The following is a 17,561-nucleotide window of genomic DNA, read 5'->3' as shown; positions in this document are numbered from 1 at the left end:
GCGTGGATCTACTATGGCGACATGCGCCCAATGATCGTCCCATGCACGCCATGGCGTGGATCCACCGCGGCGACATTCGTTCGGTACGTGCAGTAGGGCCACGCCATGCGTGGATGGTCGATCACAGCAGCGGCGGCGCGTCGTCCGATTCCCGCGCCAGCAGGCTGCCGGCGAACAAGGCAGCGAGCAGCACGGTCAGGCCGCCCCAGAACGCGGAATAGAACGCCAGATGCGTGTTGAGCGGGAACACGGTGACCGCCAGCGCCAGCATCGCAGGGCGGGCCCGGTCACGCGCGGCCGTCGGTGCATAGCGCCAGGCCCGCCAGGCCTGGGCCACGGCTGCCAGCCACAGCAGCAGGCCGATCACCCCGGTTTCTGCCAGGATTTCCAGTACGATCTGATGCGCGTGCAGGGCGGGAGCATCCCCCCATACCGCCAGCCCCTCTTCGGCCACGCAGGCGGGATAGGCATCGCGGAAACCGCGTGCGCCGACGCCGTTGAACGGGTGTTCTTCGATCATGCAGACGGCGGCTTCCCAGATACGCGCGCGCCCCGACAGTGCCTCGTCGACACCGCGTTCGCTTCCATCCCACGCCATCGCGGTACGCGCAAGGCGTTCGCGCAGCTGCGGCACGCCCGCGGTGAGCACGCCGGCGCCCAGCACGCCGAGCAGCGCCAGCAGCAGCATCCGCTTCACACCGAACTGGCGCACGCCGCTGTAGGCCAGCACCAGCGCGAAGGTGATCCACGATGCGCGCGAGCCGGCCAGCAGCAGCACGCAGCCCAGCGCCGCCGCGGCCAGTACCCAACCCGGATTGCCAAAGCGACGCGCCAGCGGCAACAACAGGAACGGTGAGAGACTGGCCAGGACCTGGCCGAACTTCAGGTTGCACGGCCCGAGTGCGCCACTGAGGCGATCGACCACGGCCGCCTCAGTGGCCGGGCACAACGCGTGACCACTCACCGCAAGCTTCAGCTGCTCAAGCGACCAGAACCACGGGCTGGTTCCGGCCAGCGCCTGCACCAGCGCATCCAGCGTCCATGCGCCGGTGATCAGCGCCAGGCCGCCGAAGGTCAGCCGCCTGCGTTCCGGCGTGGCCACCGCGATCGCCACCAGCCACATGAAGGGCAGGTAGCGCAGGCCGGCAGCCGCCTTCGTCCACGACGCTGCCGGATCGATTGCATCAAACGCCGAGAACGCCTGCGGCAGCCAATAGCCGAGAAACAGGATGGAGGTCAGCGCCCACGCTGCCGTGCTCAACAGATGCGGGCGGCGCTGCAGGCGGCGCATGACCATGCGCGCGGCGGCGTAGACCGCGCCAAGGCCCAGCACGGTCTCCGCGATGCCCGGCAATGGCCACAGCGCTACGTACGTCAGCACCCACCACGGCGCCCAGCGCCCGGCGCGGTCGTCGCGCACGGTGACGGCGGAGTCAGCCAGCGAGGTCGGCATAGAGGCGGAGGGTATCGCGCTGCATGGCCTGCAGCGTAAACGGGATGCGGGTCGGCAAGAACGGCGGCTGCGCCAGCAGGGCCAGCGCACGTTCACCCAACGCGCGTGCATCGCCCAGCGGCACCGCGCCAGCGGGCTGCAGCTGCCGAAGCAGTTCGCCGACGCCACCATGATCCCAGCCCAGCACCGGACGGCCGACCGACAGCGCCTCGACCACGGTGCGGCCAAACGCTTCCGGTTTGTCCGACAGCTGCAGCACCAGATCGCTGGCCGCATAGGCCTGGGCGATGCGCGCGGTCGGCGTGCTGATCTGCACGGCGTCGGTCACGCCCAAGGCAGTGGCCTGCCGGCGCAGGTCGGCCACGTAGGCTTCGCGGCCCGGTTCATCGGTGCCCAGCATCCACAGCTGTGCCGGCACACCAGCTGCACGTACATCGGCGAGCAATTGCAGCGCATGGGCATGTCCCTTCAGCCGGGTGCCCCGCCCCGGCAGCAGCAGCAGCGGGCCCCCAACCTGCGCCAGCCACGGGTAGTCGGCTGCCAGCGCCAGTCGTGGCCGGCGGTCGGCGCGGGCCACGCGCGGAAACTGTGTGACATCGACGCCGCGCGGAATCACCTGCAGCTTCGCTTCGGGTACCGTCGGATAGTGCCGCTGCACGTAGTCGCGCACGGTGTTGGACACGCAGATCACGCGTTCACCGCTGGTCATCACCGCGCTGTAGCGACTGGGCGAATTCAACCCGTGCACGGTGGTTACCCAGTGCGGGCGCTGGGCGGCGGGCATGGCACGGATCGCGTACAGGCCCAGCCATGCCGGCAGCCGCGAACGGGCGTGCACGATGTCCGCGCCGACTTCAGCGAACAGGCGGCGCAGGGTCGGCAGATGGCGCAGGGTCAGCAGCGACTTGCGGCCGATATCCAGGGTGAGGTGCTCGGCACCACTGTCCAGCAGCGGCTGCACCAGGCGGCCACCAGCAGACACCACCAGCGCGCGATGGCCGGCGGCAACCAGGGCCGCAGCGATTTCCAGGGTCGAGCGCTCGACACCACCGGAGTGCAGCGCCGGCAGCAACTGCACCACGGTCAATCGGCGCATCGAAGGGGCCGCCGTTTAGTCGGCCAGCACGAACACGGAACCGCAGTACGGGCACTGCGCTTCGCCGTTGGGCTCGTCTTCGATCGGCAGGTACACGCGCGGATGCGAGTTCCACAGCGCCATTTCCGGGGTCGGGCAGCTCAACGGCAGATCGCTGCGGTGCACGGTGTAGCGCTTCTCGGCGTTGGCGGGCGCGGTGGCGGTATGGCTCATGGCGGATTCGGTGAACGGGTTGCGAGGCCCGTGATTCTAGCATCTGGGCCGCAACGACATTGCCCCGCAACGCGCCTTTGCACGCCGCCGCCGATGCCTCGCATCTCCCCACCGCACGCCGGGCGGCGGCGACTCCGGGGATTTCGCGGTCGTTCGGGCAGGTTCGCTCGCCAGAAACGACTCCAGCGATATTTCCCGCATTTGGATCGAACTAAATGGCACTTGCCAGCGCGCGGCGGCTGTTGCAGGATCGGGCCAGGTCGCACCCCGACCCACCCAATCCAACCCGATCGCATGGCCCGCCCCCACCGGACCGGCATCGCCTCTTCCACTGCCAGCCTGGCGGGCGGAGCGATGCTGTCCGTGGTGTCCGCCGATGCGGGTTCGCCCGCCGCCAGCCCTTCCGGGAGACCCTTGCATGACCCTGTCCGATCCGCGCCGCGCCCTGCTTCCGCTCGCCCTGGCCCTGGCCTGTGCGACCACTGCGATGCCGGCGCGGGCGCAGGGGCTGCAGACCTCGTTCGAACCGGGCGAACCTGTACCGGCGCAGGCCACCGGTGCGCTACAGGTCACGATCGGCAATGGACCAGCCGCGCCCTACGCCGCCAAGCGCAACGCCGGCTACAGCGGCCTGCATGCGCTGCGCTACAGCAGCGAAGGCGGCAGCGCGCGGCGCGAACTGTTCAAGGCCGACCTGCCCATCGAGGCCGATACCACGCTGTCGTGGCTGGTGCTGCCGGAAATCGTCGGCAAGGACACCGTCGCCTCGACCTATGTATCGCTGGACCTGCTGCTGGACGATGGCAGCCGCGTTTCGGCCGGTGCGGCACGCGACCAGCATGGCGTGGCGATCGGCGCACGCGCGCAGGGCGAATCGAAGACGCTGTACCCGCAACAATGGGCCCGCAAGGCAGTGCGGCTGGGCGACGTGCCCACGCTGAAGGGCCGCCGCGTGGTGGCGATCGAGCTGGAGGTAGCCAGTGCCGAGGGCGCGCCGGTCTCTGGCTGGATTGATGACGTGCGCTTGGATGCCCAACCGCGCCAGCAGCCGCAGCGCGTCTCGGACTGGGTGCTGACCACACGCGGCACCCAGGCCAACGGAACGTTCTCGCGCGGCAACAACCTCCCGGCCACGGCGGTGCCGCACGGGTTCAACTTCTGGACCCCGGTGACCGACGCCGGCGCACTGAACTGGCTGTACCGCTGGAACGAACAGAACGATGCGCAGAACCGCCCGCAGCTGCAGGCGCTGGCACTGAGCCACCAGCCCAGCCCGTGGATGGGCGACCGCCAGACCTTCCAGGTGATGCCCTCGGCCAGCCGTGGCGTGCCGGACGCCGACCGCCGCAAGCGCGCGCTGTCGTTCGACCGCCGTCATGAAAGCGCGCGCCCCTACCGCTACGACGTGCGCTTCGACAATGACATCGCTGCTGCCATCGCACCGACCGACCATGCCGCGCTGTTCCGCTTCGAGTTCCCCGAGGGCGGCGACGCCAACCTGCTGTTCGACAATGTCGATGCGTGCGGTGGCCTGACCCTGGACGCCGCCACGCAGACGCTGTCCGGCTACACCGATACGCGCAGCGGCCTGTCCAACGGTGCCAGCCGCATGTACGTGGTGGCCAGCTTCGACAAGCCGTGGCGCAGCAGCGGCCGCCTCGACACCGGCCGCCCGACCGGCTACATCAAGTTCGACGCCGGCAGTGACCGGCGGGTGACGATGCGCATCGCCACCTCGCTGATCTCGGTCGAGCAGGCGCGGCACAACCTGGCACTGGAAATCAGCGCTGCCGATACGCTGGAGAGCGTGGCCAGCCGTGCGCAGGATGCATGGGACGCGCGCCTGGCCCGTTTCGACATCGGCAACGCCAGCGACGACCAGAAGACCACGCTGTACTCCAGCCTGTACCGGCTGTACCTGTACCCCAACTCCGGCCATGAAAACGTGGGCAGCGCGGCCCTACCCGACTGGCGCTACGCCAACCAGGCCAGCGCCAGCGATGACAACACCGATGGCAGCGCGACCCGCAGCTATGCGGCCGTGCGCGACGGCAAGGTCTTCGTCAACAACGGCTTCTGGGATACCTTCCGCACCACCTGGCCGGCCTATGCGCTGTTTACGCCCGACGATGCCGGCCAGCTGGTGCAAGGCTTCATCGAGCAGTACCGCGCCGGTGGCTGGATCGCGCGCTGGTCGTCGCCGGGCTACGCCGACCTGATGGTCGGCACCAGCTCGGACGTGGCCTTCGCCGATGCCTGGCTGAAGGGCATCGGCGGCTTCGATCCGGCCGAGGCCTACGCCGCCGCGCTGAAGAATGCGACCGTGGTCCCGCCCGACCGTCATGTCGGCCGCAAGGGCATGGACCGTTCGACCTTCCGTGGCTACGCCAGCGCGGACGTGCACGAAGGCATGTCATGGACGATGGAAGGCGCGCTCAATGACTTCGGCATCGCCAACATGGCCGATGCACTGGCCAAGCGCGCCACCACGCCGGCTGCACGCGAGCGCTACAGCACCGAGGCCGAGTACTTCCGCTATCGCGCCGCCAGCTACGCGACCATGTTCGACCCGGCCGCCGGCTTCTTCCAGGGCCGCAAGGCCGATGGCCGCTGGCGCGTGGACGCCAAGGATTACGACCCGCGCGTATGGGGCCACGACTACACCGAATCCAATGGCTGGACCTTCGCCTTCACCGCCGCCCACGATGGCGAAGGCCTGGCCGCGCTGCACGGTGGCCGCGACAAGCTGGCGGCGAAGCTGGATGCCTTCTTCGCCACGCCGGAAACCGCCGACCCGGCACTGGCCGGCTCCTATGGCGGCACCATCCACGAGATGACCGAAGCGCGCGACGTGCGCATGGGCATGTACGCGCACAGCAACCAGCCGGCGCACCACATCCCGTGGATGTACCTGTACGCCGGGCAGCCGTGGAAGACCCAGCAGCATGTGCGCGAGATCCTGTCGCGGCTGTATGTGGGCAGTGAGATCGGCCAGGGCTATCCCGGTGACGAGGACAACGGCGAGACCTCGGCCTGGTACGTGCTGGCGTCGCTGGGCCTGTACCCGCTGCGCATCGGCGCACCGGAGTACGTGATCGGCTCGCCGGCCTTCGAACATGCGCGCGTGGAACTGCAGGGTGGTGCCGTGCTGACCGTGAACGCGGCCAACAACTCGCGTGAGAACGTCTACGTGCAGTCGCTGACGATCAACGGCAAGCCATGGACGAAGACCTGGGTGCCGCACGAGCTGATCGCCAAGGGCGCGACCCTCGACTTCGTGATGGGCCCCCGTCCCTCGCGCTGGGGCAGTGGCGTGGATGATGTGCCGCGCTCGTTGACCGCACGCGGCCAGCGCCCGCAGCTGCTGCACGACCTGCTCGGCAGCGGCGCGAAGGCGACGTTGGCCGATGGCCGCGCCCTGCCCGCGCTGGTCGATGACGATGCCGGCACGACGGTGGGCCTGGGCGGCGGTGCAACCATCGCGCTGGCCGGCCTGGCTGAGGGCACCCCGACGATGTACACGCTGACCAGCGGTGACAGCCGTATCCAGGGCGGAGAGTGGACACTGGAGGCGCGCAACGGCAGCGGCAGCTGGGCCGTGCTCGACCAGCGCAGCGGCGAAGACTTCGAATCCGCCCGCCAGACCCGTCCATTCCGCATTGCAAAACCCGGTCGCTACAGCGAATACCGCCTGCGCCTGGCGGCACCGGGACGACTGCCGCTGGCGGAGATCGAACTGCTGGCGGCCGGCACCGTACAATGAGCGGCATGCGCTTCCGTTTTCTGCCCTTGGCCCTTGTTGCCCTGTCCTTCTCCAGTTTCGGCCAGACCCAGGCGTTCGATACGCAGCTGACCCGCGACGGCGTGACGCTGAACTACCAGGACGCCCGTGGCGCCCTGGCCGCGCCGCAGCGCAAGCGGGTGATCGATACGTTCTTCTTCGCCTACCTGCGCGAACGTGCGGACTTCCACCCGGCCGCGCCGGCGATGGTGCGCATCGTGATCGATCCGGCCTACACCGGCATCGCCTTCGTCGGTGACAAGGACCAGGCCGCAACGATCACCATCAACCCGGGTTGGCTTGCGCAGCACCCCAACGACATCGACCTGGTCACCCATGAGGCCATGCACATCGTGCAGGGCTATCCGGGCTATGGCGACGCACGGGTGCCGGGTTGGCTGGTGGAGGGCATCGCCGACTACGCACGCGACCGCTACGGCATGGACAATGCCGCTGCGGGCTGGGCACTGCCGGGCAAGGTCGAGAAGGGGCAGAACTTCGACAGCGGCTACCGGGTCACCGGTGCGTTTCTGAAATGGGCCGACGCCGAACATCCGGGCCTGGTGCTGGCACTGGACAAGGCCCTGCGCGACGGCCGCTATGCACCGGCGCTGTGGCAGAAGCACACCGGCAAGGCACTGCCTGCGCTGTGGACGCAGTATGCCAAGCCGCGTTCGGATGCACCGCCGCCGGCACCAGCGCGGCGCGGCAAGCGGCGCTGAGCCCCAACGCACTTTACGTTCGCCGGGCATTGCCCGGCGCTACCGCATCGCGGCCTCAGCGCGACTGCACGAAGCCGGCGTACAGCGCGAACAACTGCTGGAAGTACCGCCGCGTCACTCGATTGCGCATGACACCCTCGCCCGTGGAAAGTTGGTCGGGCCCAGGGTGGGAAGGCCGGTCCGGTCCCTTCCCACGGCCGGGCCGCGTGGGCGTATTGGGCCGCAGCGGCGTTGCAGGGAAATGACCGGGCGGCGTAGCGCGTGTGGCACAGACCGGGGTAGAGCCGGCCGCTGGCCGGCTGCCGTCGCGTGCCTGGACATCATTGCGGTTGCCGGCCAGCGGCCGGCACTACCCGTGTCCGCTTTGCGCAAACAGAAACGCGCCCCGTAGGGCGCGTTTCTGCGATCGAACCGGAACGAAGGCTTATGCCTTCTTTTCCGCTTCCAGCTGCTTCCTGATCTGCGCATCGACCGCCGCAATCGCGGTCATGTTCAGGATCCGACGCGAGGTCGCGCTGGTGGTCAGGATGTGCACCGGCTTGTTCACGCCCATCAGGATCGGACCGATCGCCACGCCGTCGGTGAACACACGCACCAGGTTGTAGGCGATGTTGGCCGCTTCCAGGTTCGGCAGCACGAACAGATTGGCGCGGCCCTGCAGGGTCGAGCCCGGCAGCAGCTTCTGGCGCAGCGCTTCATCCCATGCGGTGTCGCCCTGCATTTCGCCATCCACGTTCAGGCGCGGGTTGCGCTTGAGCAGCAGCTCGCGCACCTGGCGCATCTTCAGCGCATCCTTCGAATCGTGGCTGCCGAAGTTGGAGTGCGACAGCAGCGCCACCTTCGGCTCGATGCCGAACAGCTTCATGCGGTAGGCCGCCTGCAGGGTTGCTTCGCACAGCTGCTCGGCGGTCGGGTCTTCCTGCACGTGGGTGTCGACGAAGAAGAACACGCCCTGCTGGTTGATCACGCCGGTCATTGCCGAGGTCGAGGTGACCTTCGGCTCCAGCGGCAGCACGCTGCGCACGTAGCCCAGCTTCTTGTGGAAGCGGCCGACGATGCCGGTCAGCATCGCATCGGCTTCGCCACGGGCCACCATCACCGCTGCAATCAGGGTCGGGCGCGAACGCATCAGGTTCTTCGCCGCAGCCACGGTCACGCCACGGCGGCCGGTCAGGCCGTGGTAGTACTGCCAGTATTCGTTGAAGCGCGGGTCGTCGTTGATGTTGGTGACTTCAACGTTCTCGCCGATCTTCAGGCGCAGGCCGAGGCGCTCGATGCGCGACTCGATCACTTCCGGGCGGCCGATCAGGATCGGATGCGCCAGGCCATCATCGACCACGTTCTGCACCGCCTGCAGCACCACTTCCTCTTCGCCCTCGGCGTACACCACGCGCTGCTTGTCGCTGCGCGCGCGGTCGTACACCGGCTTCATCATCAGGCTGGTGCGGTAGACGAACTGGGCCAGCTTGTCGCGGTAGGCGCCCATGTCCTCGATCGGGCGCGAAGCCACGCCCGAGTCCATCGCGGCCTGGGCCACGGCGGCCGACAGCTCCACCAGCAGGCGGCGGTCAAACGGACGCGGGATCAGGTATTCACGGCCGAAGCTCGGGGTCTCGCCGCCATAGGCCGAGCCCATGTCGGTGGCCGCGCGGCGCGCCAGCGCGGCGATGGCACGCACGCAGGCGATCTTCATTTCCTCGTTGATCGCAGTCGCGCCCACGTCCAACGCACCACGGAACAGGTACGGGAAGCACAGCACGTTGTTGACCTGGTTCGGGTAGTCCGAGCGGCCGGTGCCGATGATCGCGTCCGGACGGGCGGCGCGCGCCACCTCCGGCATGATTTCCGGAGTCGGGTTGGCCAGCGCGAAGATCACCGGATCCGGGGCCATGGTCTTGACCATCTCGGCGGTCAGGATGCCCGGTGCCGACAGCCCCAGGAAGATGTCCGCGCCGTCGACGATCTCGGCCAGGGTGCGCTTGTCGGTATCGCGCGCATAGCGCTGCTTTTCCGGGTCCAGGTCGGTACGGCCGGTGTGGATCACACCCTCGCGGTCGAAGGCCAGGATGTTTTCCGGCTTCAGGCCCAGCTGCACCAGCATGTTCACGCAGGAAATGCCGGCGGCGCCCATGCCCGTGGTCGCCAGCTTCACGTCCTCGATCTTCTTGCCGGTGATCGCCATGGCGTTGAGCACCGCTGCGCCGACGATGATCGCCGTGCCGTGCTGGTCGTCATGGAACACCGGGATCTTCATGCGCTCGCGCAGCTTGCGCTCGACCACGAAGCACTCCGGCGCCTTGATGTCTTCCAGGTTGATGCCGCCGAAGGTCGGCTCCAGCGAGGCGATGATGTCGACCAGCTTGTCCGGGTCGGTTTCATCCACTTCGATGTCGAATACATCGATGCCGGCGAACTTCTGGAACAGCACGCCCTTGCCTTCCATCACCGGCTTGCCGGCCAGCGCGCCGATGTTGCCCAGGCCCAGCACCGCGGTGCCGTTGGAGATCACCGCCACCAGGTTGCCGCGGGCGGTCAGCTCGCTGGCCTGCTGCGGGTCGGCCTTGATCGCTTCACAGGCATACGCCACGCCCGGCGAATACGCCAGCGACAGGTCGCGCTGCGTCAGCATGGGCTTGGTAGCGGAAACCTTGATCTTTCCCGGGGGGGACATCCGGTGGTAATCGAGGGCGGCCTGTTTGAAATCTTCGTTGGACATCGATGTGGGTTACATGAATGGGCAGAAGGGACAGGGGATCATACCCCCGTTGGAGCGTCTGGACCTGTCGCTACCCTGTCGCAGCCATGCTGCGACCGCACAATTCCGTGCCGTATGCGGCGGGGCCCCAGACCAGCATCGGCGTTGCCCATGACAGTCATGGGACGCCTTGAAACGCCGCGGGGCCGTACCACTGTCGTGGCCGGCCCCGCGGTACCACACACCTGGATCAGCCCTTGGCCGGCAGCGCCTCGGGCAGCGCATCGACCGGCGGCGGCAGTTCGCTCTCGCGGCCGTCCAGCGCCAGCTGCAGGCGGTTGCGGTCCAGCGCGCCTTCCCAGCGCGAGACCACCACGGTGGCCACCGCATTGCCGATGAAATTGGTCAGCGAGCGGCATTCGCTCATGAAGCGGTCCACGCCCAGGATCAGCGCCATGCCGGCCACCGGCACCTCCGGCACCACGGCCAGGGTGGCGGCCAGGGTGATGAAACCGGCGCCGGTGACACCGGCCGCGCCCTTGGAGCTGAGCATCGCGACCAGCAGCAGGGCGATCTGGTGGCCCAGGGTCAGTTCGGTGTTGGTGGCCTGGGCGATGAACAGTGCCGCCAGGGTCATGTAGATGTTGGTGCCGTCCAGGTTGAACGAGTAGCCGGTCGGGACCACCAGGCCCACCACCGACTTGCTGCAGCCGGCGCGTTCCATCTTCTCCATCAGCGACGGCAGCGCCGACTCCGACGAAGAGGTGCCCAGCACCAGCAGCAGCTCGGCCTTCAGGTAGCGCGCCAGCTTGAACACCGAGAAGCCACACAGTCGGCAGACCAGGCCCAGGATCACCGCCACGAACAGGAAGGCGGTGAGGTAGAACGAGCCCACCAGCCAGGCCAGGTTGATCAGTGAGCCGACGCCATACTTGCCGATGGTGAAGGCGATCGCGCCGAAGGCACCGATCGGGGCGGCCTTCATCAGGATGTGCACCAGCTTGAACACCGGGGCGACCAGCGCCTCCAGGAAGTTCACGATCGGCCTGCCTTTCTCGCCCACCGAGGCCAGCGCGATGCCGAACAGCACCGCGATGAACAACACCTGCAGGATGTTGCCATCGACGAAGGCGCTCACCAGCGTCTTCGGGATGATGTCCATCAGGAAGCCGACCAGGGTCAGGTCATGCGACTTTTCGACGTAGCTGTGCACCGCGGTCTGGTCCAGCTCGGCCGGGTTGATGTTCATGCCGGCGCCGGGCTGCACCACGTGCGCCACGATCATGCCGACGATCAGCGCCAGCGTGGAGAAGAACAGGAAGTACGCCATCGCCTTGGCAAACACCCGGCCCACCGTGCGCAGGTGGGTCATGCCGGCGATGCCGGTGACGATGGTCAGGAAGATCACCGGTGCGATGATCATCTTCACCAGGTTGATGAAGGCATCGCCCAGCGGCTTCATCTTTTCGCCCACCAACGGTTCGTAGTGGCCGAGGATGGCGCCGAGGACGATCGCCACGATCACCTGGAAGTACAGCTGGCGATAGATCGGCAACGGCTTTGCAGGCGCCGGGGCTGCGGTCGGGATGTGCATGGCGGACTCCGGAAGGGGCGTTTTCAGGCACGTACGGCCCCGGGACTGCACGGGAACCGCTACCGTGGAAACTGATCGCCCTGTGCTGCACGCGCAGGAGGTGCGACCAATGGACGCCTTTGTACGCGCTGGGCACGTCGGCGCAGATAACCTATTGGTACTAGCCCCCCGGTTCAGGTGGCGCAGGTGCCTACACTGGCGCCACACCGCCCAGACACGGGAAGGCCGGTGGCCCGGGCTGAACGGCCGGGCGCGTCCTTGCGAAAGTTTCGGCCCCTGCGGCCGTTGTTGTCCTGTCCACACGCAATCCGAGAGAGCCGCACCCAACATGCGCCCGAATCCCACCTTGCTGGCCCTGTCGCTGGCCGCCCTTCCCGCCTTCGCCTCGGCCGCCGATTTCGACAACTGGCCGACCAGGTACGCCTTCGGCGACGGCACCGAACTGGCCGCTACCGCCAACATCGCCTACGACTACAACGATTTCTCCTCGGGCAGTGGCCTGGAGGATGACGACGCGGTGCGTCGCAAGGAGTTCGGTGCGACGCTGAAGAAGAAGGGCGTTTACGACGCGATGGTCTACTACGACTTCCAGTCCGATACCTGGCTGGACGTGTTCGTGCGCTTTGAAAGCAAGGCCTTCTTCGGCCGCGACATCGGCCGCTTCCGCTTCGGCTACATGAAGACCCCGGTCGGCCTGGACGCGAACACCTCTTCGCGCGCCGGCAGCTTCCTGGAAACCGCGCTGCCCGTGCAGGCCTTCTACGCCGGCCGCCGCACCGGCGTGGAATGGGTGCTGGAGCGCCCGCAGTACCTGCTGCAGGCCGGCGCCTATGGCGGCAAGGACCTGCAGGGTGACAACCCCGGCACCACCCAGGCCGTGCGTGCGGTGTGGACCCCGGTGAAGGCGCCGGGTGACGTGATTCACCTGGGCCTGGCCTATTCGCAGGAGAATCCGCGCGGCTACAGCGATGGCCGTGACGTGCACCACGAGGCCAGCGCGCGCCTGCGTGCACGCCCGGAAGCCGGCCTGACCGACATCCGCTATGTCGATTCCGGCGCGCTGGTCACCGCCGACCAGATCCGCCGCACCGGCCTGGAAGGCATCTGGATCCGCGGCCCGTTCTCGCTACAGGCCGAAGCCCTGCGCGCCACGGTCACCCGCCATGACGGCAAGCCCGACTACACCGGCAGCGGCCAGTACGCGATGGCCAGCTGGGTGCTGACCGGCGAGTCGCGCCCGTACAACGCAGGTGCCGTGGCCAACATCAAGCCGGCGCACGACTACGGCGCGGTGGAACTGGTGGCCCGTTACAGCCGCTTGGACCTCGACGATGGCAGCATCCTTGGTGGCCGCCAGCACGACCTGACCCTGGGCGCGAACTGGTACCTGACCAGCCACTTCAAGTTCCAGGCCAACTATGTGAAGGTCGACGCCAGCCGTCGCGGTGTGCACAGCACGCCGGAGATCTTCGAACTGCGCGCGCAGATGCACTTCTGACCCCTTCCACGTCAGACCCCGGCGGGCGTGCACGTCACGCCCGCCGGCCCTGCGTAGACTGCCGCCATGTACCGGCTCAGCCGCCACCGGATGCTGTTGCTGACCCTCCTGGTGATGGTCGGTGGCACCGTGCTGTGTGCGGTCGCCGCCGGCCACTACGCCTGGCGGCGCGCCCTCGGCGAGGAAAGCAGCCAGGTGCAACGCCAGCTGCAGCTGTACGGCCAGGGCCTGCAGCAGCGCATCGACCGCTTCGGCACGTTGCCGCAGGTACTGGCGCTGGATCCGGATCTGCTGCACGCCCTGCGTGTGCCGCCCTCGCCCACCGAACAGCAGCGGCTGAACCTCAAGCTGCAACGCGCCAATGAAGTCACCCGTGCCTCGACCCTGACCCTGGTCGGCCACGACGGCGTGGCAGTGGCGGCCAGCAACTGGGACCAGCCGACCAGCAACGTCGGCGAGAACTACAGCTACCGCCCCTACTACCGGCAGGCACTGGCGCAGGGCCGCGGCCGCTTCTACGGCATCGGCATGACCACCGGCGTACCCGGCTACTACCTGTCGCAGGCCATCGAGGAAGGTGGCAAGCGGCTCGGCGTGGTGGTGATCAAGGTCGAGCTGTCGGCGCTGGAACAGGAATGGTTGAGCAGCCCGGACGTGGTGCTGGCCAGCGACGACCATGACGTGGTGTTCCTGGCCAACCGTGACAGCTGGCGCTACCGCCTGCTGCGCCCGCTGGGCGCCGATGAGCGCCGCGAAATGCTGGACGCCCGCCAATACGCCGACCGCGCGTTGCAGCCATTGCGCGCGCGTACTGAAGACGTGCTTGCCGATGGTGGCCGCATGGTGCGCCTGCTCGATCCCGTACTGCCGCAGCCGATGCTGTGGCAAAGCCTGCCGCTGCCCGCCGAAGGCTGGAACCTGCATCTGCTGCACGACGCCAGCGCCGCCACCGCCGCCGGTCGCGCGGCCGCACTCACCGGCGGTGCTGCGTGGCTGGCGCTGGGCTTCCTGGTGCTGTTCGTGCAGCAGCGCCGACGCCTGGCCAAGCATCGCCTGCGCAGCCGCCGCGAACTGGAAACCCTGCTCAAGCAGCACGCACAGGAACTGCGCACCGCACAGGATGGCCTGCTGCAGGCGGCCACCGACGCCGACAGCGGACTCAGCCGCAGCCTCGAACACCTGCCGCAGGGCGTGGTGGTGATCGACCGCGAACTGCGCCTGGTCGCGTGGAATTCGCGCTATCTGGAACTGTTCCGGTTCCCGGCAGACCTGGTCCGCGTGGGCCGGCCGATCGAGGAGTTGTTCCGCTTCAACGCACGCCGTGGCCTGCTCGGTCCGGGCCCCGTCGATGAAGCAATCGAGCGTCGCCTGAACCACCTGCGCAGCGGCCGCCCGCACATGCGCGAGAGCGAGAAGGACGACGGCACGGTGCTGGAGATCCGTGGCAATCCGCTGCCTGACGGCGGCTTCGTCACCAGCTATGCCGACATCACCAGCTACAAGAACGCCGCGCGCGAACTGCGCTCCCTGGCCGATGCGCTGGAACACCGCATCGCCGAACGCACCCGCGACCTGGACGAAGCACGCCGCGAAGCCGAGCAGGCCAACCGCTACAAGACCCGTTTCGTTGCCTCGGCCGTGCACGACCTGCTGCAGCCCCTCAACGCGGCGCGCATGTTCGTCTCGGTGCTGCGCGGCAAGCTGAGTGACCCGGCGCAGCAACAGACCAGCGACCACATCGATGCTGCATTGGCCGCGCAGGATGCGATCCTCAACAGCCTGCTGGATATCGCGCGCCTGGAATCGGGCAGCCTGCCCACGCGCGTACAGGCGTTCCGGCTCGGGCCTTTGCTGCAGACGCTGGCACGCGAGTTCGGCATCGCCGCGCAGTCACGTGGGCTGGTGGTCGACTGGGTCGATACCGCTGCGGTGGTGGTCAGCGATGAAGCGCTGCTGCGCCGCATCCTGCAGAACTTCCTGTCCAACGCACTGCGCTACAGCGAACGTGGCCGCGTGCTGCTCGGCTGCCGTCGCCGCGAAGGCCTGCTGTGGATCGAAGTTCACGACAAGGGCCCCGGCATTCCCGATGCGCTGCAGGGCGAGATCTTCGAGGAGTTCCGCCGCCTGCACGACGGCCAGCAGCGCGGCGCCGGCCTTGGCCTGGCGATCGTCGACCGCATCGGTCGGCTGCTCGGCCACCCGATCCGCCTGCGCTCGCAGCTGGGCCAGGGCAGCGCGTTCGCGGTGGGCGTGCCGTTCGGCGAAGCCAGCGCGATTCCCGCTACTGCTCCTGTGCCGGTGCTGATGCAGGAACCGGCCGCGGACAACCCGCTTCGCGGTCGCCGGGTGTGGGTGATCGACGACGATCCGCACGTCTGCGCCGCCAGCCGCGCGCTGCTGGAGCGCTGGGGCTGCGAGGTGGCGCTGGCCGACGGCCCGCAGGCGGCGCTGCAGCTGGCGGCAACAGGCGCGGTGCCAGAGCTGGTGCTGCTGGATGTGCGCATGGGTGACCACCATGGCCCGGTGCTGTACGAGACATTGGCAGAGCTGTGGCAGGCCCGTCCGCCGGTGGTGCTGGTCACCGCCGAGCGCGATGCGGGATTGCGTGAGATGGCTGCCGAACGCGGTTGGGGAATGATGGCCAAGCCGGTGAAGCCGCCGGCGCTGCGGGCGCTGATGAGTCAGTTGCTGATCCGGCATCGCGGGTAGTTTCCAGCCAACGGCGCAGCCCCTCGTGGGTGGTCGCGCAAAGCAGTTCATCGGTGGGGCCGGGTAGATGGGCTGCACAGGGGGCGCTGCAAGTACGTCCCTGTAAGCTCGGTCGCCGCATCCATGCGGCTCACGCCCCTGTGCAGCCCATCTACCCGGCCACGGACACGTTCCGTGCGCGTCCACCCTCGGAGAAGAAAAAAGATCAAAAGCGGGTCGCGCGCTGCGCTTGCTCGTGTAGAGCCGAGCCCATGCTCGGCTGCTTTCCGGCCGGTCCGCGAAGCCGAGCGTGGGCTCGGCTCTACAAAAGGCGGCCTGACAGCCTGCTTTTGCTTTTGATCTTTTTTCTTCTCCGTGGGTGGCAGGCCACCGAAATCTGTCAGAGGCCGGTCGCAGCTTCTGCTTTCAGCGACCAACCCAAACCCACCCACGAGGGGCTGCGCCGTTGGCCGGAAACTACAACCCGATGCCGGCGTCGCCCTCAGGCTCCAGCGCCTTCACCAGTACCGCTGCCTGTGTGCGGCTGTGGCATTCGAGCTTCTTCAGGATCGCAGTGACATGTACCTTCACCGTGTTCTCGGCCAACCCCAGCGTGTAGGCGATCTGCTTGTTGAGCAGGCCATCGGCCAGGCACAGCAGCACGCGGAACTGCTGCGGGGTCAGCTGGGCCAGGCGGCTGGCCAGCAACGCGTCTGCCTCGGAACGTTCGGCGGCCATCGCCGGGAACCACAGGCCGCCGTCGAGCACCGCCTGCACGGCCTCGCCGATGGTCTCAGCCGGGGCCGACTTCGGGATGAAACCGGCGGCGCCGAACTGCTGGGCACGGCGGATCACCCGCGGATGGTCGTTGGAGGAGAGGATCACCACCGGAATGTCCGGATGCGAGCCGCGCACGTGCAGCAGCGCGGAGAAACCGTGCGCGCCGGGCATGGTCAGGTCCAGCAGCACCAGGTCCACATCCGGGTGGGCATCCAGCGCTTCGGCCAATGCCTCGGCGCTGGCGACTTCGCGCACCTGCGCCAGCGGCAGGCTCTGCCGCAACGACTGCACCACCGCCGAACGCAGCAGCGGGTGGTCATCGGCGATCAGGATGGTGTATTCGCTCATGAGGCAAGTTTGGCACGTCTCCCACCACCAAGTCGTCCTCCACCGGCTGATCACGTTCCGGAGGACGAGAGATGGCCATGCTCGCGGCATGCGCCAACTGCTCAATGCGGACAACCACAGCGACATAGAGCAGCAGCTGCACTGCCATTGCCAGAGCCACACCGAGAGGACTTACCAAGGCTTTCATCCACTTCCCATGAACCCCTGAAATGTGATCCCTGTCCCACGCCATCTCGATCCTCCGCAACTGCTGCAGATAGTCCAGCACCATTGCCGAGTAAGCCTTCGCAGCCAGTACTTCCTGGCGACGTTCTTCGAGTATCCCCAGACGCGCCTCCGCGTACAGACGGTCTGCAGCTGGGCAGTGAATTTCAGCATCTGTCGATCCTGACTGACGTGCGATGGAACACTGTTCTGCAGATTCCATACCCGCCTTTACAAGATCCTCCTGCAAGGCTCGCTCATACCGCTCTACCCCTTCAGCCCCTTCCTGAGTCGATTGGTGGAATGACACCAGAAGAATCACGCAGTAGCCGGATACCAGCAGCGATGCGAACGCGAAAACAATGCACAGACGCCGCCAACGATGAAGCGCTGCCCAGCGCAGAAGGACATCGAACTTTCTGCCGGACTCGATGGCGATCGTGGCCAACCTGCTTGCATCCATCCTCGTTCCGTTTCAAAGGGAAGGAT

General features: G+C 67.5%; 11 protein-coding genes. 4 read left to right on the top strand and 7 right to left on the bottom strand.

The window, feature by feature from the left end; genetic code table 11:
• Positions 1-121 precede the first annotated feature (121 nt).
• Genes ROV95_RS09785 through ROV95_RS09775 form a run of 3 tightly spaced genes read right to left on the bottom strand, consistent with a single transcriptional unit; the run spans position 122 to position 2,762 of the window.
• The gene (locus ROV95_RS09785; RefSeq protein ID WP_171952660.1) at positions 122-1,453 is read right to left on the bottom strand and encodes an O-antigen ligase family protein; all 1,332 of its coding nucleotides are present in this window, start codon (positions 1,451-1,453) and stop codon (positions 122-124) included.
• A complete protein-coding gene (locus ROV95_RS09780; protein WP_019662058.1) occupies positions 1,434-2,549 on the bottom strand; it encodes a glycosyltransferase in 1,116 nt (371 codons plus the stop codon). Before ROV95_RS09780 ends, ROV95_RS09785 begins: the two co-directional genes overlap by 20 nt.
• A gap of 15 nt (positions 2,550-2,564) precedes the next feature.
• Positions 2,565-2,762, bottom strand: coding sequence for a zinc-finger domain-containing protein (locus ROV95_RS09775; protein ID WP_005410967.1), 198 nt, complete (start codon positions 2,760-2,762; stop codon positions 2,565-2,567).
• Between the two features lie 418 nt (positions 2,763-3,180).
• Between ROV95_RS09775 and ROV95_RS09770 the strand changes: the two genes are divergently transcribed.
• On the top strand, positions 3,181-6,525 hold the full coding sequence (locus ROV95_RS09770) for a GH92 family glycosyl hydrolase (RefSeq protein WP_312544178.1): 3,345 nt from the start codon (positions 3,181-3,183) through the stop codon (positions 6,523-6,525).
• Positions 6,522-7,265, top strand: coding sequence for a basic secretory protein-like protein (locus tag ROV95_RS09765; RefSeq protein WP_058983558.1), 744 nt, complete (start codon positions 6,522-6,524; stop codon positions 7,263-7,265). The genes ROV95_RS09770 and ROV95_RS09765 overlap by 4 nt, the downstream gene beginning before the upstream one ends.
• Positions 7,266-7,689: 424 nt before the next feature.
• Here ROV95_RS09765 and ROV95_RS09760 read toward each other — a convergent pair whose 3' ends face one another.
• Together ROV95_RS09760 and ROV95_RS09755 are read right to left on the bottom strand one after the other, a co-directional pair.
• A complete protein-coding gene (locus tag ROV95_RS09760) occupies positions 7,690-9,981 on the bottom strand; it encodes an NADP-dependent malic enzyme (RefSeq protein WP_058983560.1) in 2,292 nt (763 codons plus the stop codon).
• A gap of 229 nt (positions 9,982-10,210) precedes the next feature.
• Positions 10,211-11,554 (bottom strand): dicarboxylate/amino acid:cation symporter, encoded by a 1,344-nt coding sequence (locus tag ROV95_RS09755; RefSeq protein WP_021204354.1) that lies wholly within the window; start codon positions 11,552-11,554, stop codon positions 10,211-10,213.
• Positions 11,555-11,882: 328 nt separating this feature from the next.
• On the opposite strand from ROV95_RS09755, the gene ROV95_RS09750 reads away from it, so the two are divergent.
• Positions 11,883-13,052 (top strand): porin, encoded by a 1,170-nt coding sequence (locus tag ROV95_RS09750; protein ID WP_180877773.1) that lies wholly within the window; start codon positions 11,883-11,885, stop codon positions 13,050-13,052.
• A gap of 66 nt (positions 13,053-13,118) precedes the next feature.
• Positions 13,119-15,761, top strand: a complete 2,643-nt coding sequence (locus tag ROV95_RS09745) for a PAS-domain containing protein (RefSeq protein WP_312544173.1) — start codon at positions 13,119-13,121, stop codon at positions 15,759-15,761.
• Positions 15,762-16,217: 456 nt separating this feature from the next.
• Here the strand turns inward: ROV95_RS09745 and ROV95_RS09740 are convergent, their stop codons facing one another.
• Together ROV95_RS09740 and ROV95_RS09735 are read right to left on the bottom strand one after the other, a co-directional pair.
• Positions 16,218-16,868 (bottom strand): response regulator transcription factor, encoded by a 651-nt coding sequence (locus ROV95_RS09740; RefSeq protein ID WP_005414428.1) that lies wholly within the window; start codon positions 16,866-16,868, stop codon positions 16,218-16,220.
• Complete coding sequence (locus ROV95_RS09735) at positions 16,837-17,520, bottom strand: hypothetical protein (RefSeq protein ID WP_312544172.1); 684 nt, start codon at positions 17,518-17,520, stop codon at positions 16,837-16,839. Before ROV95_RS09735 ends, ROV95_RS09740 begins: the two co-directional genes overlap by 32 nt.
• Between the last annotated feature and the right edge of the window lie 41 nt (positions 17,521-17,561).

Origin of the sequence: Stenotrophomonas maltophilia group sp. msm1 (genome assembly GCF_032025805.1) — a bacterium.
GTDB classification, from domain to species: domain Bacteria; phylum Pseudomonadota; class Gammaproteobacteria; order Xanthomonadales; family Xanthomonadaceae; genus Stenotrophomonas; species Stenotrophomonas hibiscicola.
The sequence above is the reverse complement of the archived record's forward strand: the minus strand, read 5'-3'. Positions and strand labels throughout refer to the sequence as shown.